Origin of the sequence: Paenibacillus sp. FSL M8-0334 (assembly GCF_038000405.1) — a bacterium.
In the GTDB taxonomy this organism is placed as follows: Bacteria; Bacillota; Bacilli; order Paenibacillales; family Paenibacillaceae; genus Paenibacillus_AQ; species Paenibacillus_AQ campinasensis.
In genome coordinates, this window is record NZ_JBBOCH010000001.1 from 1,029,322 (window position 1) to 1,050,307 (window position 20,986).

The following is a 20,986-nucleotide window of genomic DNA, read 5'->3' on the forward strand; positions in this document are numbered from 1 at the left end:
GGAGGTGCAACATGGCCTACTATACGACGTCTTATACCGAAAGTGACTTAGAGCAGGCCGCGCTGGAATGGTTCGAAGAACTGAACTACGAGAAAGCATACGGCCCGGATATTTCTCCGGAAGGCGAGTATCCCGAACGACAGTTTTACCATGACGTCATCCTGAAAGACAGGTTGCGCGATTCGCTCATTCGTATCAACAAACATGTGCCGCGGGAAGCGATAGAGGAAGCGATCAAGGTCGTTGAAGTGCCGCGCAGTCCCAGCCTGCTGATCAATAACAAGGCGTTCCAGAAGATGATTACCGATGGGATCGACGTGCAGTATCAAGCCGCCAATGGCGAATATCCGACAGAGAAAGTATGGCTGTTCGACACCGACCCGGACCGGATCGGCAACAACGATTTTCTGGTCGTCAACCAGTTTACCGTTGTTGAAAATCAGGGAGAGAAGCGCCCGGATATCGTCGTGTTCGTAAACGGTTTGCCGATCGCCGTATTTGAATTGAAAAGCGCCTCCAACGAAGAAGTCGGGATCAGCGATGCCTATCATCAGGTGCAGACGTACAAAGGCGCGATACCGTCCCTGTTCACCTACAACTCGTTTCTGGTCATCAGCGACGGCGTGAATGCGCGGGTTGGCACGTTGACCGCCAATGAAGACCGGTTTATGATGTGGCGCACGATTGATGGCGATGACGTGGCGCCCTCCTCCCTGCCCCAGCTTGAAGTGCTTGTGAAAGGAATGTTCGAGAAAAGCCGACTGCTTGATATTATCAGGCATTTCGTGCTGTTTCAAACCGATGGGGAGCATCTGTTCAAAATATTGGCGGGATACCACCAATACCACGCCACCAACAAGGCGATTGCAAGTACGGAACGGGCGACGATGGACGAAGGAGACCGCAAAATCGGCGTTATCTGGCATACGCAAGGCTCCGGCAAAAGCTTGTCCATGGTTTTCTACGCGGGAAAACTTGTCCTGACGCTGAACAACCCGACGATCGTCGTGGTGACGGACCGGAACGATCTGGACGATCAGTTGTTCAGCACGTTCAGCAAGTCGAAGGACTTGCTCAGGCAAACGCCTCAGCAAGCGGAAAATCGGACTCATTTGCGTGAGCTTTTGTCAGTGGAGTCGGGCGGGATCATTTTCACAACGGTCCACAAGTTCACCCCCGATGAAAATGAAGACAAGTATCCTGTACTTACGGAACGCCGCAATGTGATTGTGATTGCGGACGAGGCGCATCGCAGCCAGTACGGGTTTCAGGCGGATATGGTCGCCGGGGACGACGAAGCGGCCATTAAGTATGGCTATGCCAAGTATATGCGCGATGCGTTGCCGAACGCTTCTTATATTGGCTTTACCGGAACGCCGGTCGAACTGACAGACAAAAATACGCCTGCCGTTTTCGGTGACTACATCGATATTTACGATATGACCCGAGCCGTAGAAGACGGAACCACGGTCAGAATTTATTATGAAAGCCGCATTGCCCGCCTAGATTTGTCGGAGGCGGAGCGCCCGGTCATTGACAGCGAGTATGAGGATATTACGGAGTACCAGGAGTACACGCAGCGGGAGCGTCTGAAGTCGCGTTGGGCCAGGCTTGAAGCGTTGGCCGGTGCAGAGAAACGGGTCAGGAAAGTCGCGCAGGATGTCGTCGAACATTTCGAGCAACGGCAGAAAGCCGGCTTCGGCAAAGCGATGATTGTTGTGATGTCGCGGCGGATCGCCATCGATATGTACAGAGCGATTGTTGCACTCCGGCCGGATTGGCACAGCGATGATGATAACGAAGGCAAAATCAAAATCGTCATGACCGGAAGTTCCAGCGATCCGGAGGAGTGGCAACCGTTTATCGGCAACAAGCGGCGACGCGAACATCTCGCGAAGCGGATGAAAGATGTGAACGATCCGCTTCAGATCGTCATTGTCCGTGATATGTGGCTGACCGGTTTTGACGTGCCGAGCATGAATACGATGTACATCGACAAGCCGATGAAAGGCCATAATCTGATGCAGGCGATCGCCCGCGTGAATCGGGTATTCCGCGACAAGCCGGGCGGTCTGATCGTCGATTATATCGGAATTGCGGACTTGCTGAAATCGGCGCTTCAACAATATACGGAAAATGACCGAAAAACTGCTGGTATCGATACAGACCAAGCCGTTGACTTTATGCTGGAAAGGCTGCAGCTCATCCGCGAATTGCTTCATGGGTATGACTACAGTAAATTCGCTTCGGAGAAAGCAGCCGAACGGATGAAGGCCATTGTTGAGACGGTCGATTACGTACTTGGATTAGGTGAAGAGAGCAAGCGGAACTTCCTGAATTGGACGACGGAATTGGCAAGAGCCTTCTCGCTCTGCGCGACGACTCCCGCCGCGGAGGAAGTCAATGTCGAAATCAGTTTCTTCAAAGCGGTTAAATCTGGTATAATTAAGCTGATAACAGACGAAAACAAGAGAAAAACGACGAAAGAACTCGATGCCGAGTTGAATCAGCTCATTTCGAAATCGGTCGTATCCGATGAAGTCGTCGATATTCTGGAAGCCGTAGGCTTGCAGAAACCGAACATCGCGATACTATCGGACGAGTTTCTGGAACATGTGCGCGGGTTGAAGCAGAAAAATCTGGCTGTGGAACTTCTCCGCAGGCTGCTTCAGGGGAAAGTGAAGGCCGTTTCCCGAACCAGTATTGTGCAATCGAAGAAATTTTCCGAGATGCTGGAGGAAGCCATTCGGAAATACAACAATCGTACAATCGAGACGACGCAGGTTATCGAAGAACTGATCCAGATGGCCAAAGAAATGAACGCAGCCGTCAAGCGCGGCGAAGATCTCGGTCTGATCAAGGAAGAGCTGGCTTTCTATGATGCGCTCGCTTCGAATGAATCGGCCAAGGAACTGATGGGCGATCTCATGCTGAAGCAGATTGCACATGAGCTGACCCAAGCGATCAAGAGCAACATTAAGGTCGACTGGACGCTTCGTGAGAATGTACGTGCTCAGATGCGAATTACCGTCAAGCGGCTGTTGAAGAAATACGGTTACCCGCCGGATCTGGAAAAGATGGCCATTGATCTGGTGCTTCAGCAAGCTGAATTGATGGCACAGGCGGAGACGGAAGAGTTTAAATATTAACGGACATCAAAGGCGTAGGACATCAAGTTTGACTGTTTCTACGCCATTTTTTTGAGAGGTGAGAATGTGCCGGGATGTTATCGGATATTAGCTATAGACGGCGGAGGTATTAAAGGTCTTTATTCTGCTGTAATTCTAGAAGAGATTGAAAAAGTATACGGACCTGTGTATCAGAATTTCAATCTCATATGCGGCACATCAACTGGGGGAATTATTGCACTTGCATTGGCATCTGGCATGCCAGCGTCAGACATTGTGAGATTCTATAAAGAAAAAGGACCTTCTATATTTCCATATCAAAATCCATTCTATCGAAAGATTCATTATTTTAAACAAATATTGATCAAATCAAAGTATTCGAGCAATCAACTAAAATTGGCGCTCGAAGAAGTATTCCAGGATAAAAAAATAGAAGATTGCAAGACAAGTGTATTAATTCCAACAGTTAATGTTACCACAGGGTCACCTTATGTATTTAAATCAGACCACCAACCAACTTTAACAAGGGATAGTAAACGTCTCTTATCCGAAGTCGCACTTGCAACTACTGCTGCTCCCACTTACTTTCCGATTGTAGAGCTGCAAACAAAAGAGGGTCCGCAACAATTTGTTGATGGTGGACTCTGGGCCAATAACCCATCTTTATTGGGGATGCAAGAATATTTTACATACTACCTTAACAAAGGGTTTGATTCCTACTGTCTATTATCAATTTCATCTTTAAATGAGCACGCGAGATTTCCAGAGCCGCATAAGGTGTGGAAATCAAAATCGTTCAGTAGTTGGGGGAATAAGTTAATTTCCACTATGATCGATACACAGAGTTTCGCTGTCGACAATCACATGAAATTTATAACAAAATACTTACCGGGTCACTATGTTCGAATAACTAGTATAGAATTATCGGATCAAGAAAAAAAGTATATTGAGTTAGACCGTGCTTGTCCTGCCGCAATCAGCATTATGCTTGATAAAGGTGTTCAAGCGAGTAAAAAATGGCTGTTTGAAGATTCGGTCAGAAAAATCTTTGAATATCATAATCAGGAGGACGAGAAGTATGTCAAATTGTCATGACTTGTTCATTAAATTTCATGATGATGAAATCTATCTTAAATCTGACAAAAAAGAAAGTTTACGAACATCCAGGAATGCGTTGCGGGATAAAATTAAGAAGTATTTTTCTGAAGAATTAGATGTGAAAAAGCCCAAGTTTTATGGCCAGGGCTCATACATGATGAATACTACGGTAACTCCTATTGATGGTGAATATGATATTGATGACGGCATATATTTGGAACACTTAAAGAACTCCGATGAGGGCGATTGGCCTACCCCATCAACTGTTCATAGCTGGATTGTTAAGGCCACAAAAGGCCATACCAGTGAGGAACCTGTAGATAAAAATACGTGTGTCAGGGTTATATATAAAGCAAATTACCACGTCGATTTACCGATTTACATCAAAAAAGACGACCAAAGTCCAAAGCTCGCACACAAATCTAAAGGATGGATTACCAGTGACCCCAAGGCTTTAACCGATTGGTTTAAGGGTGAAGTTCAAATAAAAGGAGACCAATTAAAGAGACTGGTTCGGTATCTGAAAGCATGGAAGGATTATAAGGAGAGCGATACCAAGTTTCCAAGTGGAATGATCCTGACAATACTTGCAGCCAATCATTTTGTAAGCGATTATCCTGATGAAGACGATGCAGCATTGGTAGCAACAGCAAAGGAAATTCATAACACGCTTTCTGAATCGTTTTCTTTAGTTAGGCCAGTAGTACCTGGCGAGGAACTCTTTGATAACTGGTCAGAAACGAGAAGATCAAATTTCCTGAACAAGCTTGAAGATCTTATCAAAAAAGGTGGGGAAGCTTTAGAAAATCAGGATAAAACCGAGGCTTCAAAGAAGTGGAGAAAAATTTTCGGTTCACGATTCCCTGAATATCAACCACCCAAAGATGAGAATAAAGGGAGTAATTCTGCCATTCAAACCAATTCGGCAGCAGTTTTAGGTAACCATGGAAGATCTGCGTAAACTTGAGGAATATTATGGGGCTGTCCAATAAGTCCCTAAAGTAAAAAGGTTGGACGAGAAGAGAACCATTTCTCCGTCCAACCTTTTTACGTCCCTGCGTTTGAAAGAATGTAGCGAGGCGAATGCCTGCTACTTTCAGTAGATTGTGGGCCAAGGCCACAATCCCAAACTCTGTATGAACTTTTTCTAGACCCCGCAAGGAAAATCTGCGGAACGACCGATTGCCCTTGATGTGACCGAATACACTCTCAACCTCGACTTTACGTCGAGCATAGATCGCGGATTTCTCGTCATCCTCAAGGGCTGTTTTTGCCTTTGCCTTTAATTCTTCCCATACCGTGTTCCAGTGTACTTGACGATTTCCCTTTGCTTTCGTACATGCTGCCTTTAATGGGCAATCGCTACAATCCTCACATTCGTAAATCTTAAAGCTTTGCTCTAGGCCGGAGCGTGTCTTCTTCGTCTGGTACTTCTTAAACGAAACGTATCGACCATTCGGGCAAATAAAGCGATCGTCTAACTCTTCATACGTCCAATTGCTTGCATGCTTCATGTTCTTTTTGTAGCGTCTGGTTTGTTCGTGCATATAGCTGCCATATGGAATAAGAAAATCAAATCGCGTCTCTTTTTCTTCGCCTAACGCGTACAAATAGTTTTCCTCACTACCATAACCAGCGTCAGCAATCACGGTTTTAGGCATGGGTAAAGAAGACGCAGCAAGTTGCTCCATATGCGGAATGAAGCAGCGTGTGTCCGTTGGTCGTTGGTGAAGACTATAAAACAAAATAAATTGGTTTTCCGTTGCCATCTGTACATTGTAACCTGGTTTAAGTTGACCATTTTTCATGTGATCTTCTTTCATTCGCATAAACGTAGCGTCTGGATCGGTCTTGGAGTAGCTATTGCGATCACCAAAGCAAGCTTTCTGCTGATCATACTTGGCCAGACGTGGAAGAAAGTCTTGACGAATCTTTTTCAGAGGCTGTTTCCAGGCACTACGCTCTTTTCGTAAGGCTTTTCTCGCTTCACTGTCATTGGTTTGAGCGATCTGTTCAGTTAAGCGCTCTACTTGTTCTTCTAGAATAACAGCTGTTTCTTCAAGCTGTACAGGAAGCTCATCTGGATCGGTAGCTACCATTTCACTAGCTTCTTGCTGCGTGAGCGTATGAATATGCGCAAGGGTTGCCTGCACCTTTTCTTTGAGTTTCTCTTCAAAGCGTAACGTAGATTTTTTCCACACAAAAGAATACTTGTTGGCATTAGCTTCAATCTTTGTGCCATCCAAGAAGTAGTTCTCCATGGTAATAAAATTGTCGTTGATGAGCTTTTTAATCATCGTTTGAAAGAGCTCATCCATAAGGCTCTTCATTCGCACACCACGGAAGTCATTCAGGGTGCGGAAGTCCGGCTGTTGCATCGCAGCTAGCCACATCGCCGGTAGGTTTTCTTGTAATAGTTTTTCAATGCCACGGCAGGAATAGACTTTTTGAGAGTAGCCATAAAGAATCACTTTGAGCATCATTTTAGGATGGTAGGAACTACGGCCACCGCCAACATAATGAGCAAACAACAGCTCGTCAGGAATAGATTCAATCATTTCATCAATGATACGAGCGACATGGTGGGAAGGGATTAGTGATTCTAGATCCAAGATCATATGCATCTGCTTGTTATCATAAGCTTTAAAAGCAGGTGTGAGCTTTCGTTTAGAATCTATGTTTCCTTCTATATTTTCTAGAGGAAATGTGAGTTGCATGTTATAATGTTTAGTAGTAGTCATTTGATTACGCATAAAAACCGTCCCTTTCTGAAATGGTTGTGTGGTAACTTTCATTTTACAGGAAAAGACGGTTTTTTTGCGCATATTTTTAGCGTTTTACAAAAAAAGAGGCTGCCAGTAGTCAGGTTTCACTGACTTTCTGGACAGCCTCTTATAAATTCATACGGCGCTGTAGAAGAAACCGACAAGGAATTTAATGATCGAAATTATCCTAAAGCATTTAGGATTAAATTGAATGAAGAAAGTATAGAAATAATAATCGCGATCCCATATAATTATCCAGACTCTTTTCCGAAAGTAGTTATTCCCGAACCGTATTTCTCAGAGCTTTACCCAATTCCGCATTTAGATGCGGAACAAGTCCTATGCACATTTGATTCCGATCAAGCTCATCCAAATGCGGTTGACCCAATAGGTGTGATAAAAGAAATTATTCAAAAGGCTCAACAACTCATCTACACCGGGAAGAACAAACTAAATATTACGGAATACATGGATGAATTCGAAAGTTATTGGGGACAGGAATCGACTAATCAATATTTGTCACTTATTAAATTGACTGATGACCCCAAAATCATTGAAGCCATAAGCTTCCACCATCCTTCTTGGGGTAATCAACTATTGTTCGCCGATTCAAGAGTCGATGGGCAAAGATGGATACTGCAAGTTGGCGGGAAAATATATGATAAGCGGAAAAAGGCTCTCTACCTTCCATTACAATCTATTGGAATTCCACCATTTCCAAGGAACAACCGCGAACTATTGCAGAGACTCAGAAGCTTTTCTCGTGATTCGCTAAAGACACTCTTGAAATTCTTGGATAGAGATAATAGGCCTAGTACAATTGTTTTTTCCATCCCTTATGGTAGCAGCAAAGTTATTGGAGTATGGGAACATGGGGAGAATATTTTAATTTCTACCTCAGCATTTAAAGGCAAGAAGAAAAAGAAGACAGGATTGAAGGGGTTCAGGCCTGGCAGAAAAAATGCACTACTTGAATTGACGAGGGATTTCGGAGATCTTAAGTTATTGAAGCATACCATTAAAAGAGTTGATAAAGATTATTTATTTATTCGTGGCGGAGACGGAAATGTCGAGAGTGGGTTAAGAGTCGGAATAGTCGGATGTGGGTCAGTTGGAAGTCATATTGCACGTTCTTTAGCGGATATTGGTGTTGAAGAGTTTCTTTTTGTTGATAAGGATATATTAACTTTTGACAATATAGCTCGACATGTTTGCGGAGCAAGTGATGTTGGAAAGAAAAAAGTTGACGCTCTGCAAAAGATGATTACGTCACATTTTCCAAATTGTGAAGTCGCTTGCTACCCGGAAGATATATTAAAATTGCTTGTCAGTTATGAATCCATACTGAACAATTGTGATTTTTCAGTTGTCGCGGTAGGACATCTCCCCACAGAGTTTCGCATTAATAAACTAATTCAAGAGCGAATAATTGAAAAGCCTATATTATTCGTTTGGGTTGAACCTTATCTGGCGGGGGCACATGCAGTTTGGGTCGACCCAACTAAAAATGGCTGTTTTCAATGTTTGTTTGATGAACAACACCGTTTCATTCAAAGCGTACTCTTTAATCCAGGTGAATTTACAAAAAGAGAAGCTGGTTGCCAAAGCACATTCGTTCCGTATGGCGCACTAGAATTAAAAAGATTCATTAACGATTTAATGCTTTTTCTTCGAGATACTTTGTCTGGTAAAGTGCAGGAGAATACTATATTTACCTGGCTAGGTAACTTAAAGGAACAAAGACTAAACAAGAGAAAAATATCTTCAATGTGGGTTGCTGCGGACAGCTATTCCGTTCGCATTCGTACAATCAGGGAACGAACAAATTGCAAAGGTTGCTCGAACTAAATGGAATATATATTTGGAGATAAATTGGTAAAGTTTACGGATGAGGTTGTTGACATACTCAATTCGTATAGACAAGTCAAGAAAAAGCAACACGAAGCAGGCGGTATCCTTCTGGGCCGAATATTTGACGATCAAATTATTATACAACAAATTACGACTCCGGGTCCTGGTGATAAATCAGGACGGTATTTTTTTGAACGGAATGTAAAAAGAGCCCAGTGGTTCGTAGATTTAGCGTGGAGATCTTCTAATGGAGAGGTAATATACTTAGGCGAATGGCATACCCACCCTGAGCCTGTACCTAGACCATCTTCAGTTGATCGAAAATTAATAACTAACATGCTACGTGATTCCAAGATGAGCATAGATTTCCTCTTTTTGGTTATAGTAGGGACAGAAGAAAAGTATGTTGCTGTGCAATTTGTTGGAAGTGATACTTCGCTAAAACAACTAGAACAACGCATCTCAGTCTAATGCTTTATTTTCATCGAGCACCTGACCCATCAAGCCCCGCAGCCAAAACCGAAATTTGGGTGCCGATTAAATAGTCAAAAATAGCCCGTTATCATTGATTTCACAATGAATATTCCAATAAGATGCGCGATAATGACCCTGATTATATGTCGGGGTCATTAGGAGGTAACGATGAATACTCATTCTGAAAACTTAAGAGTAGAATGCGCCGAAAATTGTGGGAATGCGCCGAAAAAAGAACTTCTTAGAGATCTCAGCATCGCTTTTGCCAAACTTGAAGTAGACTTTTGTATGGCATGGGTGACGGATGATATCGTTTGGGAAGTCATCGGAGATCACATCAAGCGAGGAAAAGCCGATTTTGAAAAAGCACTGAATCACATGAATAATCGAAAAGTTCAACAATTACACATCCACAACATCATCACCCACGGAAACGCGGGTTCAGTAAATGGAATTTTAGCATTCCATGATCAGCAAAGGTTTGCTTTTTGTGATGTATATAATTTCAGAGGTTTTGGGAGAAATGCAAAAATAAAGACGATTACATCGTATTTCATTCAAATTTCTTAAACCGAAATAATGCTATAGTCATGTTGTCTATTATATGATGACGATTGAAATCAGAATATGTAACAGAAGAGATCAAACTTATGATGTCACTACCTGCTCTGATTCTTAGCTTTTTCCGGAAGCGATTTACAGAACAAACATTTAACAATTCATGATTTGAACTAACATTTAGAAAAAGACAAGCGTAGCGATTTAGCAAATAATCGTTTAGAATGGAGTCATAATCCGAAAGCATCGGTCAAAGTAACCTCGGGAGAGTTTTCCCCGGGGTTACTTTGTTTTTAGCTATAAACATTTTGTACGTTCATTTGAAACGGCCGCCCATACAGCACCTGCTGATCGGCGTCAAACAAATTCCGGTAAACCACTTGTCCGCGAGTGGATGAAGCATCGACGACCTTGCCGTTTCCGGCATAGATGCCAACATGGGTAATATCCATAAACCGACCATTGCTGGCATAGCTCCAAAAGACCAAATCGCCCGGAGCCAAATCTTCAAAACGGATTGTCCACCCGTTATCGACACAATGTCTGGCTTGTTCAGCCGCCGTCCGCGGCAACTGAATGCTCAACTGCCGGTACACCCATTGAACAAGATAACTGCAATCTGTATAGCGGTCTTGCCCGGCCAAAACTTGACTGTATGGATCGCCCAAGCGAGTCAATGCCAAGCGGACAGCTTCACCGCCCCATTCCCCTTTCGGCAGATCGTGATAAACGATTTCAAGCTGCTCAGTCGTTAACCCAACATCCATATCTTTACCGAGAAGCGCGAACATGAGCGGGCGGAACTCCGCCGACAACATTTCATGCATGATCTCTCTTTGTTCGATTGTAAAGTCGTAGATGTCGGCCTGCTGCCCAGCAGTATGACTGGCAACTGTAATGTGCAATACCGATTCATACCAGGTTATCGTTTCCTTACTCGTGCTCCCATCTTCATGTTCCACCGTAATCGTTTCCCTGTGTTCAATCGTTTCCACGTAAGAGTCCAGTTGATTCATGTCCCAAAAGACGGAGCGAATCACATCCACCCGAGTGGCGTCCAGTGTGGCTACGTCCATGCCGTTTTCGCTGTCCATTACGGTACGAACCGCAAAGACCGCGATGACGTCCATCCAGTTATCGATGCGAGTATTATCAGCGCTTCCGAGATAATGGATTTCTACACGATCCACTGAGCCTGCATCCCGACGTATGTCCTCCAGTCGGACAGCAAATTCGTTGTCGATGTCTTGTACGATGTCAGAAAGCGGCAATACATCGCTATCCGTATTATCACTGGAGACAAAGATGCCAAAAGGAGATGATACAACCGCAGCAACAGCCATCATGATGCATAGCAAGATGATCACCGTACCGCTAACACCTAAAAGAGCGATCATGCCTTTGGCGAGTACCGCAGTCATTTTGGCCGCTACACGAATCATGCGAATGTTCCATCTGGCAACAGCTTGCAGCCGCTGCTTTGAACGGTGCATGGTCATCAATCGAAAGGCTGCTTTTTGCGCTTCCCTGGCTTTATGTTTCATCCTATCTGTTGGATTATGGACCTGTCCTTTTTCTTGGCTAGACTGATGAATCGGTTTTACTGAATGGGAAAGCACCTTGATGACTTTGCCGCCCGTTTTGACACGCCCGGATACACCTGCATGCGGCTTCACCAGCTTATGAGCGGAAGAACGAACGGGGGCGGGATTTCGTTTCCTCCCGATTGTCATTTCGCCGGGTTGTAGACTCGAACGTTTGTCACGAGAACGCACGGTAGTCTTGAATAGGGTGTTCGTGGTCGTGACACGCTTCTCGACAGGTTTTGACATCGGGTTTGACTGGGTTTCACTTTTAGCTTGAGCTTGGGGTTGTTGAGCTTGTTTCCGACTGACAATCCTGGCCCGCACCATTCGATGAATATAGCGTTGCTTCCCTATCACTGTTTCGGAAAACAAAGGATATTTCCCGCCAACAGGCTTCCGCAAACGCAATGGACGCTTGGTTTGGGAAAATGAATGTACAGCCTGACGATTATCTCTTCCTTGTATGGCACCTGTTGAATGGGCGGACAGCGCTTGTTGTTTATCAGAAACAACCGAACGTTTGCTCACTTGAATGCCGCTTCGCTTACGTGAACGCCGACCGCTCGCCGTTTCCCCCGATTGCTGAGGCATGGTTTCTTTCTCCTTCGCCGTCCCTATCAAGCGCTCCCGTTTTTTCCGAAGAAGACGAATTGCTCCTTTGCTCACACCTGGAATGATGCGCATCCCCTTGCGCAGCGTGGTTTTTGCCGCCCTCACGGATTGATTTTGCGCGTACACCACAGAGGAACCTGTAGATTCCGAATCATGGCGATTAGATGACTTATGTTTGGAACGTACATCGACAGACTTTGCTTTTGCCATCAAGTTGGAGAAGCGATCCAGCTTCTTAATGTTCTTCACCCGTGTCCTTGTCTTTATATCCTTCATCAAAGTTGCCCTCCTGGCATATCCATTAACGGGTTGGACCGTTCATACGTTGGGGAACCCGGTCATGGCTCCTGCAATATTCCGGATAACGCAAGCGAATCGCCTCAAAGAAATAAGGCGCATAACGACAATCAAACAACTCGTGCGGCGTGGAATCCCGTTCCTGCTGTTCTTCTGCCCATCCGTTCCACAGATTAAAGGCCAAGCGGCTTGCTCGAAGGGAAGTACCTGTTTGCCAGGAAGCCTTTAAACCTTTCGGTCGGATGCTGTCGTTTGAAAAGTCAAACAAGTCCTGAACATGCGTCCTCGTTTCTCGCGTCAAGCCTAACGTGTAAAACAACGCACGATGATAGACATCTTGGCGATGAAAACGGCTCAGCATATCGCTGTAAAACTTTTCGTGTTCTACATCACGAAACATACCGGGAAACATAACTCTGGCACTCCTTTCATAGTAGGCGACGATTAGTCATATAACCGCCAATCGTCGCCTTGAACATCACCCTCTAATAGCCCTTTCATTTTGGGAATAAAATCGGACCCTATGATTCAAAATCACTTATTCCCGAGAATTTGCTTCAACTTCTTCAGCCCGCTTTCGATGGACTTGCGTACAGCCTTTTCATCCACCTGCTCTACACGAGCGATAGCGACCTTACTCATCCCTAAAAAATAATGTGAGTAAATACGTCGAAACGACTTTTTCGGTAATCGACACATCGCTGCGTAAAGCTCTCTTCGAAAGGCCATTTCTTCATACTCTGTTTCAGTAGAACGAGAAGGAAACAGAATATCGTTTTCGATGCCATCGTTTCGATCCAGAGAGTAATATGCCCGATGACGATAAGCGCGCAATTTATAAGCGCTTTCAAGCAACTCGAAACGTCGCATCTCCTGTACGATCTCCTCATCCACCTTGATCCAGACATCCGTTTGATAGAAAGGATACATATCGCGAAGATTGATTTTTTTCACTCTCATCCCTCTCCCTTGTTTTGATTGCCAAGCAAGCCAAAACAAGGAGGAGGCGAACGGCAGCCTGTGTCGCCTTTAAACTTAATGCGTAATAAAGGAAAACAAAAAAGACCCTTCGAAAGTACACACAAAGGGTTCGAATATTGATCCACTGAACGTGCAACACCATTCCGCAAGCATGGCAAACGCGTCAGCGGCACATCTTCAATGAGCCTGATAGCGAATTTAGTTAGGGCCTGTTCTCTGGCAGCACGAGCTGCACGCGACTTGATATTAACCAACAATATCAACTCCCGCTCTCATGGCAACACCATGATGAGAAGCAAGCCCTGTTGTTCAGTTATGTATGCAGATTAGGTGCTACCATCCGTATTTTGAAAGACCGATAATGAAACAACTCCTCTCAATGGGAAACAGACTAACCCGACAGTCGTAGGACTAGAGTAATTTAAATAGTCTTGTAGTCGTGCGCTAGCGATAGAATAGTAAAATATACCTTTACTCTTCATATTAAGCCCTGGTCAATTCTTTTTCTGCACGCCGGAATGACTTCCATCTCCAATTAACCATCACTCAATTAGCCAGCAAGTACCACTTGTCTCAGACGGCTGTGACCAGTCGAATCTACATACCTTGGCAAGCAGCTGATGAAGCATCTCATCAGCCGCTTGCCAAGGGTTTACAGCGATTCTCCCGGCTTCGTGGTCATCAAACGGTAAAGTTTTGTATGCCGTGGAAAGCTATCTGTAAATGGCACGAGAGAACTGCCGACCTTTAACAGCCCATTCCCGGCATCGACGTTTGTAATATAAGAAAGCTGGAGATCCGAAATATTAAGCAGTTCCGCCAACTCCTTGCGATCCGTACTGGCCTGATTCAGCATCACGATAAATTCGCTATTGGCCAGCATCGTTCGGGCCGTATGACTTTGCAACAAATCGTCCACGTTTTGCGTAATCCCCGTACAAAAAGCGCCATACTTTCGGACACGTTTCCATAACGTGAACAAAAAGTTGGCGCTGTACTCGTGTTGGAAAAGCAGATAAATTTCATCGATGAAGATAAACGTGTTTTTCCCCTTGGCGCGATTTTGTGTAATTCGATTCAGAATGCTGTCCAATACAACCAGCATGCCAATCGGCAACAGTTGCTTGCCCAAATCCAAAATATCATAGCAGATCAGCCGGTTATGAACGTTGACGTTAGTCGGCTGGGCGAACGTATTCAAGCTGCCAGCGGTAAACAGTTCAATCGCCAGCGCGATGTCCTGCGCCTCCGGCTCGGATTGCTTGAGCAGTTCCGCTCGAAAATCCTGTAAGGTAGGCGGTTGCCCTTTGTAATTGCTTTGCAGATATTTTCGATACACACTGGCCGTGCAACGGTCAATAATCGACTTTTCCTTCGCTCCCAACTGATAACCGCCGATCAGTTGCTCGCATAACGAAAGAACAAATTCGGATTTTAAAATGATCGGATTTGCTCCGTCACCGTATTGCCGGTTTATATCCATCGCATTGATATGATTAGGTGACGTGGCCGAGATATGAATGGTCTCTCCGCCTAGCGCTTCTACTAGGGCGGAATATTCACGTTCCGGGTCAATCAGAATAATGTCATCGCCGCTGGCCAGTATTTGATTGACGATTTCTCTTTTTGCCGTAAAGCTTTTTCCGGAGCCCGATACCCCCAAAATAAAGCTGTTTCCATTGAGCAACTGCTTGCGATTGGCAATGAGCATATTTTTACTGATGACGTTTTGTCCGTAGTAAATACCGCCTTCATGCATGATTTCCTGCGCCCGAAACGGGATAAACACCGCTGTGCTTTCTGTCGTCAACGTTCTCAAAGCATGTACTTTCCGTAAACCATAAGGCAACACGGTATTTAGACCGTCCATCTGCTGGTACATAAGAGGCGAGAATTGACACAGATGTTTGCGGGCCGTCGTCAATATCGCTTCGGTATCGTTGTCGAGTTGCTCCTTGCTTTCGGCCACATGCACCATCGTCAATAAGCCAAACAGCATGCGTTGGTCGCGAGTCGTCAGGTCATCCAGAAATTCCTTGCTCTCTTTTCGCTGCTGCTCCATGTCATACGGGATAACGGCGGAGAAGTTGTTGTTATTGTTTTGCCGCCGCTGCCAGTTCGTAATATTCGTCTCTACGCCCAACAAACGGTTTTCGATTTCGCGAACCGCCTCATCCGTTGGTATCGGAATGATGTCAAGGGACAGAAATAGGTTGCGGTGCAGGTCGCAAAGCTCGGATACCATACTGTCCTTGATATAGCTGGCATACTCACGCAGGAAGATGACCCGGCCATAAAGCTTCCCCATCCGAAAATGATCCTTTTCAAACTCAAACGTATCCGGACAAATATAATCTTTGAAATCATGTCCTTTGCGCATCGTTTCCGACAAGTCGAAACGAAAGTCCGTTTCCTCTCCCTGGCGGAAGAAATGGTGAAAAATACGCAGCCGCTCAGTGGCGTTCAGTTCCGTACATTTGGAGCCGAGACGAGAAAAATGGGCGATCAGATCGGTCCCAACTCGAGAAAAATAATGCCGGGCTTCTTCGATATTGGGTTTGGCAATGGATATCGTTATATACTTCTCTTGAATCGTACCGTTGGCCCCAACGGATTTTTCCAGCAGCATCTGATTATACTCTTGTCGATATTCGTCCAGCTCATCTTGCTGAAGCGGAATGAAGACCGAACTTTCAAAATCCGCTCGATTCAGCCTCCGGTTATGGATGGTGATTTTCGTTGTCGCCCCGCTATCAAAGGAATTGAGCAATTCGGAATACGACAGGAACATCGCTTCCTTATCTTCGCGGGAGGCGACGGAATAATTGATGTCCTCGAAGCGATACGTCTTGGAAAACTTGTTGCCAACTAAAAAAATCCCGTCCGCCCAAATAGAGCGAATCGGAATCACTTGTTGTACGCCTTTCGGTATAACAAATCGTTCCTTATCCTGCTTGATGATACGACTTAACGTCTTAATCATGGCGCTTCATTCCTTTTTCATACTGCTCTATGGTCTTGCTTAACGCCGCCGCATACGTGTTCGTCGAGTGGAAGACCAAGCGCCGCGGCATTAAAAATTCCGATTTGATATACGCCCATAGCAATTGCTCGGCATTCATACCGTGGTACCGGATAAAGCCCAGGGCTGCGAAGGGGGCCGCACCTAAGACGCATACCCAACTGAGTGTCTCAATGCCGAAACGACTGCGCATCATAAAGTACAGCGCTATCGCCACACCTACGGCCAAAACAGAAAAAAAGAACTGTCGCAAGGACAGTCCAAAAAAGATGCTTTCCGTATATTCCCGGATCTCCCGGTTGATTTTCACTTCCACATGTCATCCCTCCCAATTGCTTCCTGTTCTTACGGCTTCGCCTTCGCTTGGCCCTTTTCGTGACTGAATGTAACCGGCGTTTCATGTGGCGGCAAAGCGGAATGATTCAGTAAAGCAGTGGCAAGTTGTATGCCATCTGTCAATCCCTGCATGTACAGCCGTTCATTCATCATGGCTTGCTTGAGAATATACTTGTCCCCCCAGTCTTCAAACTCAGGTGTTTGAGCCATGATCAGCCCCGAAAATATAGTGTGAAACGCCTCATCTTCTTCATCCCTAATTTTTTTCAGCTCTGGATGATGTTCGATTTGTGCCGAAACCTCATCCAATCGCCTTTGAATGGCTCCTCGGAACCACGTTGGAAATCCCATGACCTTGCCCCTTTCATCCCTCTTTTACCGTATCGGTTGCCTATCCTTGGCCTTCATTCGTTGATATTGCACCATCAACTCGTCTACCCTCCTACTCTGTTCCTGAACCTCTTGATTGTCGGATAAAGGAATCGATTGCATCAACGACTTTTCGCCAAGCTCGTTTAATTTTTGCCTCTCTTTCTCCAGTTTTCTTACTAGATCATCCACTCATTTGCACTCCTCTTCCTCATTCTGTTTGCAACTCTATCATGAAGCATTAGCATGTTGTCATCGGAAAAACTACCCTGATAGTACTTTTTAAACTCATTTCAGTCAATTATGTGCTCCTCCATAATAGGAGTTATAAACTGAACCTGATTGTAAAGGGGTGACCAATGATGAGTGTGTACGATAGAAAGAAGGTAGGTCAGCGCATTCGGAAACAGCGAGAAGCTTTGGATATCTCGCGAGAACAAATGGCCGAGTATATTGGGAGAGTCCCCAGATTCTGTGCCGATATTGAACGCGGACAAGCCGGCATGTCCATTGAAACCATGCTTCGTATTTGTACCCTGCTGAAACTATCCCCAAATGAGTTGTTGCTGGAGCAAGAGACAAATAGCAAAAGCAATGATACCGAACTGATTTTAGCTGCACTAAACCAATGTACTGAAAAGCAACGAAACGATGCCCTGGCGCTTTTGAGGCTCTTTTTGGCAGCCATCCGGTAATACTCCCCGAACTGCCTTCCCTCCCGTCAGCATGCCTTCGATTACAGCCCCATCATCTCCCGCACGATCCGATCCGCCATTTTCACCATGCCGACGAGAACCAGCATGTTGAAAATCAGTTCGCCAATGTACGTCCAGACCATGGTCACCGCCTGTGCGCCTTCGTTCACGACCGATGGCGCGGTAGCAAATGCCGAAAAAACAATGCAAGCCAGCACAATGATCGCCCCTTCTAAACAAACGGCGGCATATCCCTTTAAAAAGGACCTGCCGATGGATTGGGTCGGCTCCCCAGCAAACGATGAGAGGGGGACAGGAGCAATGGCTGTGTAAATATAGAGACGAAAAAAACGGCCGTAAACAGAGAGAATCATAATAAACGATAAAACGGTGATGAACAGGCTGCCTAGCAGCGTTACCACCCACAGCGGAATGCTTTGCCAGAAGCCCACATCTTGAATCGCTTGGACAATCGTATCCGGCAGTGTCATCATGTCCGATGAACCAAATCCCGACCGGCCAATCATGGCGGCAATGATGCCCTGTACAATCGAAAATAGCGCCATCATCAATTCCAGACCATACGTGACCGCCGCCTTGGCCAAAATAAATCGAACAAATAACTTCACGGCAACCTCCGGTCGTTTCATTTCCGCAAAGTTACCGGTCGTTTTCATCACGCCAATCACAAAAAACAATACCAGCAAGGCCAATCCCGTAGCTTGCAACGCACCGTGAATATCTAAGATGACGCGCCATATACCACCGCCTTTAAAATCCGCCGGCGACTCGGTGACCAACTCCCAAATCTCCGACATTTTATCATTCCAGGTCTCTAATGCATTTTCGAGATTGTCGATGATCCAACTGTTCTTAGACACATTCACCCTCCCCCCAGATTCGGGGAACAAACCGCTGGCTTATTCCCCGAATGCGAATACCCGTACTTATCCGGCAATCAGGTTGAGAATTTCCTTCGTAAAGGTAATGACCACGCCACCGGCGAGTGTTAAGAACCCGTTAGCTCTTTGGGTAGGGTCGTGAGACTTGAAAGACAAACCAATCTGCACAATGCCAAAACCCAAAATAATCATGCCCACAGCCCGGATCAGGCCAAAAATAAAATCAGACAAATTATTCACGGTAGTCATCGGATCATTCGCGTATGCAGGTGTAGCAAAGCTCCCCACCAGCACGCAAACCATGTACAGCGTCATCCATCGTTTCCATCGATGTTTCACGTTCATCATTCCTTTCCTAAAAATAATGACTCCACTTCATCCTCTGCCAACAGCTCGTAATCTCCGTCTTCATGAAGCTGCACCGATAACCAGTCGATGGCATAATCCGTACCTCCATGCTGGAACGGCGAAGCCTGACCATCCGTTGTAAGCTCGATGTTCGGATGCCGCAGCAAATCATACTTGTCATCCTGTATCGGTCGTTCTCCACGAATAAAGAGCAGGGCATAGCGGTTATCCAACATCCGCACTTCGTCCGGGGTCAACAATTCTCTTCCCGAATGCTGGTAATTGATCGAATAGTTACCGCTGCGCCCCTTGCTCTCACCATAGGTGTTGGTGTCAATCGTTTCCTTGCCGAGCAGTTCCGACACATATTTGTGTGTGGATTGTTCATTGCCTCCCAAGTACAAAAACACATCGCAGTTGCCGACAATCGACTCCCAGGCATCCTTGTACAACGCTTTAAGTTGCGCCAGGTTTTGAAGGATAATCGACACCGAAATTTCCCGACTCCGCATGGTCGACAGCAGCTTGTCAAATTCATCTGGCAACGCCACATTGGCAAACTCGTCCATTACAAAATGAACATGCGTAGGCAGCCTCCCACCATGCCGGTAATCCGCTTCATACATGAGCGATTGAAAAAGCTGCGTGTACAGCATGCCGACGATGAAGTTAAAGCTGCTGTCGTTGTCGGGGATGACGGCAAACAAGGCAGTTTTTTTCGTACCCATGCGGGGCAAGTCCAATTCATCCACCGTACTCATGCCCGCGATGCTGGTCAGATTAAACTTCTCCAGCCGTACGCCAAGCCCGATCAAAATGGATTTGGCCGTTTTTCCGGCAGCCAATTTGAAAATGTTGTACTGTTTGACCGCCAAATGCTCCGGGTCGCGCATCTCCAACCGCTCGAACAACTCGTCCAGCGGACTCTGATAGGTCTCATCTTCCTCCCGCACTTCCGCCGCGGCGATCATTTCCATAATCATCGGAAAGTTTTGTTCCTCCGGCGGCGCTTCATAAAGCAAGTACAACATAAGCGCCTCCAGCAGCGCTGTTTCCGAACGCTCCCAGAAGGGATCGTTCGTGTTGCTGTTTTTGGGTGTCGTATTGCGAATCAGGTTGGTCACCAATTTCAAGACATCCTTGTCGTCCTGCAAATAGACAAACGGGTTATAGCCATGCGAACGATGCGGGTGAATCAGGTCCAGCACTTTGATGTCATAGCCTTTGGCTTTAAGCAGATGACCGGTGTCCCGCAATATTTCCCCCTTTGGGTCCAGAACGACATAAGAGGTCGAGGCTTGCATCACATTCGGCTTAGCATAGAACCGTGTTTTGCCCGCGCCGGAGCCGCCGACAACCAACACGTTCAGGTTCCGGCGATGCTTGCGGCCATCCAGACCGATTTTGACCCGCTGCGTCAAAATTTTGTTTTGTTCCGTCCGTCTGTCTCGATACTTGGCATTGACGGTTTTCGCTCGGCCCCAGCGGGCGCTGCCGTGCTCTTCCCGCCGACGATAATTCCGTGGTGTCGCCAAATAAACCCCAGCGCAAAGCCCATAGATCAGCGCAAAAATCAACAAGCAGCGGGGCGTATCGTCCACCCACTCTATGTTAAGCGGCTGGCGCATCGCCGTGCTGAGATGGACCAACATACTCGGCAATCCTTCTGACCATGCGGGAGCAACCAACAGTGCCAACCAGATGACGGGAATAAAAAAAGCCGCAAAGAGTATCAAATTACTCCTTGCGGCTTCATCGCGTTTCATAATGCCTCCAGCGCTTTTTATTTAGAAGTGGGGCATCAATCATTTTTAACAATAAATCATCCACGGCATCCGTCGGTCGTTTCTCACCGATTAAGTCATTTCGTAACGCATTCAGCGCATGGACGACTATCCCGTGCTCATAATGATTCAAAGACAAGATTCGTTCCTGTTTTTTCATAGCACTCCCTCCAGACAAAA

General features: G+C 45.9%; 18 protein-coding genes and 1 pseudogene. 7 read left to right on the plus strand and 12 right to left on the minus strand.

Annotated elements, in window-relative coordinates:
- Positions 1 to 11 precede the first annotated feature (11 nt).
- The 3 genes and pseudogenes from MKX64_RS04555 to MKX64_RS04565 form a co-directional block, all read left to right on the plus strand.
- Positions 12 to 3,149, plus strand: coding sequence for a type I restriction endonuclease subunit R (locus MKX64_RS04555; RefSeq protein ID WP_341035419.1), 3,138 nt, complete (start codon positions 12 to 14; stop codon positions 3,147 to 3,149).
- 66 nt (positions 3,150 to 3,215) lie between these two features.
- Positions 3,216 to 4,223, plus strand: a complete 1,008-nt coding sequence (locus tag MKX64_RS04560) for a CBASS cGAMP-activated phospholipase (RefSeq protein ID WP_010274515.1) — start codon at positions 3,216 to 3,218, stop codon at positions 4,221 to 4,223.
- Positions 4,207 to 5,031, plus strand: a pseudogene (locus tag MKX64_RS04565) (CBASS cGAMP synthase); the annotation flags it as partial. The gene MKX64_RS04560 and the pseudogene MKX64_RS04565, both read left to right, overlap by 17 nt.
- Here MKX64_RS04565 and MKX64_RS04570 read toward each other — a convergent pair.
- A complete protein-coding gene (locus MKX64_RS04570; protein WP_445670814.1) occupies positions 5,006 to 6,979 on the minus strand; it encodes an IS1182 family transposase in 1,974 nt (657 codons plus the stop codon). The pseudogene MKX64_RS04565 and the gene MKX64_RS04570 sit on opposite strands and share 26 nt — an antisense overlap.
- Before the next feature lie 219 nt (positions 6,980 to 7,198).
- Here MKX64_RS04570 and MKX64_RS04575 point away from each other — a divergent pair, with 219 nt between their 5' ends.
- From MKX64_RS04575 to MKX64_RS04585, 3 genes are all read left to right on the plus strand, one after another.
- Positions 7,199 to 8,839 carry a ThiF family adenylyltransferase gene (locus MKX64_RS04575; protein WP_341035420.1) on the plus strand — a complete coding sequence of 547 codons (1,641 nt, stop codon included), beginning with the start codon at positions 7,199 to 7,201 and terminating at the stop codon, positions 8,837 to 8,839.
- Positions 8,840 to 9,313 (plus strand): Mov34/MPN/PAD-1 family protein, encoded by a 474-nt coding sequence (locus MKX64_RS04580; RefSeq protein WP_010274523.1) that lies wholly within the window; start codon positions 8,840 to 8,842, stop codon positions 9,311 to 9,313.
- A 171-nt stretch (positions 9,314 to 9,484) separates the two neighbouring features.
- Positions 9,485 to 9,886 (plus strand): nuclear transport factor 2 family protein, encoded by a 402-nt coding sequence (locus MKX64_RS04585; RefSeq protein WP_010274525.1) that lies wholly within the window; start codon positions 9,485 to 9,487, stop codon positions 9,884 to 9,886.
- A gap of 281 nt (positions 9,887 to 10,167) precedes the next feature.
- Here the strand turns inward: MKX64_RS04585 and MKX64_RS04590 are convergent, their stop codons facing one another.
- From MKX64_RS04590 to MKX64_RS04620, 7 genes are all read right to left on the minus strand, one after another.
- On the minus strand, positions 10,168 to 12,348 hold the full coding sequence (locus tag MKX64_RS04590; RefSeq protein WP_341035421.1) for a C40 family peptidase: 2,181 nt from the start codon (positions 12,346 to 12,348) through the stop codon (positions 10,168 to 10,170).
- Positions 12,349 to 12,373: 25 nt separating this feature from the next.
- Positions 12,374 to 12,781: a DUF6075 family protein gene (locus MKX64_RS04595; protein ID WP_341035422.1), complete on the minus strand. Its 408-nt coding sequence runs from the start codon at positions 12,779 to 12,781 to the stop codon at positions 12,374 to 12,376.
- Positions 12,782 to 12,903: 122 nt separating this feature from the next.
- The gene (locus tag MKX64_RS04600) at positions 12,904 to 13,323 is read right to left on the minus strand and encodes an RNA polymerase sigma factor (RefSeq protein ID WP_341035423.1); all 420 of its coding nucleotides are present in this window, start codon (positions 13,321 to 13,323) and stop codon (positions 12,904 to 12,906) included.
- A 679-nt stretch (positions 13,324 to 14,002) separates the two neighbouring features.
- Positions 14,003 to 16,333, minus strand: a complete 2,331-nt coding sequence (locus MKX64_RS04605; RefSeq protein ID WP_341035424.1) for a VirB4-like conjugal transfer ATPase, CD1110 family — start codon at positions 16,331 to 16,333, stop codon at positions 14,003 to 14,005.
- Positions 16,326 to 16,688 (minus strand): PrgI family protein, encoded by a 363-nt coding sequence (locus MKX64_RS04610; RefSeq protein WP_010274537.1) that lies wholly within the window; start codon positions 16,686 to 16,688, stop codon positions 16,326 to 16,328. Before MKX64_RS04610 ends, MKX64_RS04605 begins: the two co-directional genes overlap by 8 nt.
- A gap of 29 nt (positions 16,689 to 16,717) precedes the next feature.
- Positions 16,718 to 17,059 (minus strand): hypothetical protein, encoded by a 342-nt coding sequence (locus MKX64_RS04615; RefSeq protein WP_341035425.1) that lies wholly within the window; start codon positions 17,057 to 17,059, stop codon positions 16,718 to 16,720.
- Between the two features lie 24 nt (positions 17,060 to 17,083).
- The gene (locus tag MKX64_RS04620) at positions 17,084 to 17,269 is read right to left on the minus strand and encodes an aspartyl-phosphate phosphatase Spo0E family protein (RefSeq protein ID WP_124331897.1); all 186 of its coding nucleotides are present in this window, start codon (positions 17,267 to 17,269) and stop codon (positions 17,084 to 17,086) included.
- A gap of 167 nt (positions 17,270 to 17,436) precedes the next feature.
- Between MKX64_RS04620 and MKX64_RS04625 the strand changes: the two genes are divergently transcribed.
- A complete protein-coding gene (locus MKX64_RS04625) occupies positions 17,437 to 17,772 on the plus strand; it encodes a helix-turn-helix domain-containing protein (protein ID WP_244996823.1) in 336 nt (111 codons plus the stop codon).
- A 41-nt stretch (positions 17,773 to 17,813) separates the two neighbouring features.
- Here the strand turns inward: MKX64_RS04625 and MKX64_RS04630 are convergent, their stop codons facing one another.
- The 4 genes from MKX64_RS04630 to MKX64_RS04645 form a co-directional block, all read right to left on the minus strand.
- Positions 17,814 to 18,659, minus strand: a complete 846-nt coding sequence (locus MKX64_RS04630; protein ID WP_445670815.1) for a hypothetical protein — start codon at positions 18,657 to 18,659, stop codon at positions 17,814 to 17,816.
- A gap of 60 nt (positions 18,660 to 18,719) precedes the next feature.
- Positions 18,720 to 19,019, minus strand: coding sequence for a glutamyl-tRNA amidotransferase (locus MKX64_RS04635; protein WP_036623488.1), 300 nt, complete (start codon positions 19,017 to 19,019; stop codon positions 18,720 to 18,722).
- Positions 19,019 to 20,674, minus strand: coding sequence for a VirD4-like conjugal transfer protein, CD1115 family (locus MKX64_RS04640; protein ID WP_227872722.1), 1,656 nt, complete (start codon positions 20,672 to 20,674; stop codon positions 19,019 to 19,021). Before MKX64_RS04640 ends, MKX64_RS04635 begins: the two co-directional genes overlap by 1 nt.
- A gap of 100 nt (positions 20,675 to 20,774) precedes the next feature.
- Positions 20,775 to 20,966, minus strand: a complete 192-nt coding sequence (locus MKX64_RS04645; RefSeq protein WP_007130974.1) for a hypothetical protein — start codon at positions 20,964 to 20,966, stop codon at positions 20,775 to 20,777.
- Positions 20,967 to 20,986 lie beyond the last annotated feature (20 nt).

Coding starts and splice junctions, on each gene's coding strand:
- MKX64_RS04555 (WP_341035419.1), top strand. CDS start 12: ATGGCCTACTATACGACGTCTTATACCGAAAGTGACTTAGAGCAGGCC.
- MKX64_RS04570 (WP_445670814.1), bottom strand. CDS start 6,979: ATGCGTAATCAAATGACTACTACTAAACATTATAACATGCAACTCACA.
- MKX64_RS04580 (WP_010274523.1), top strand. CDS start 8,840: ATGGAATATATATTTGGAGATAAATTGGTAAAGTTTACGGATGAGGTT.
- MKX64_RS04585 (WP_010274525.1), top strand. CDS start 9,485: ATGAATACTCATTCTGAAAACTTAAGAGTAGAATGCGCCGAAAATTGT.
- MKX64_RS04590 (WP_341035421.1), bottom strand. CDS start 12,348: ATGAAGGATATAAAGACAAGGACACGGGTGAAGAACATTAAGAAGCTG.
- MKX64_RS04595 (WP_341035422.1), bottom strand. CDS start 12,781: ATGTTTCCCGGTATGTTTCGTGATGTAGAACACGAAAAGTTTTACAGC.
- MKX64_RS04605 (WP_341035424.1), bottom strand. CDS start 16,333: ATGATTAAGACGTTAAGTCGTATCATCAAGCAGGATAAGGAACGATTT.
- MKX64_RS04615 (WP_341035425.1), bottom strand. CDS start 17,059: ATGGGATTTCCAACGTGGTTCCGAGGAGCCATTCAAAGGCGATTGGAT.
- MKX64_RS04625 (WP_244996823.1), top strand. CDS start 17,437: ATGATGAGTGTGTACGATAGAAAGAAGGTAGGTCAGCGCATTCGGAAA.
- MKX64_RS04635 (WP_036623488.1), bottom strand. CDS start 19,019: ATGAACGTGAAACATCGATGGAAACGATGGATGACGCTGTACATGGTT.
- MKX64_RS04640 (WP_227872722.1), bottom strand. CDS start 20,674: ATGTTGGTCCATCTCAGCACGGCGATGCGCCAGCCGCTTAACATAGAG.
- MKX64_RS04645 (WP_007130974.1), bottom strand. CDS start 20,966: ATGAAAAAACAGGAACGAATCTTGTCTTTGAATCATTATGAGCACGGG.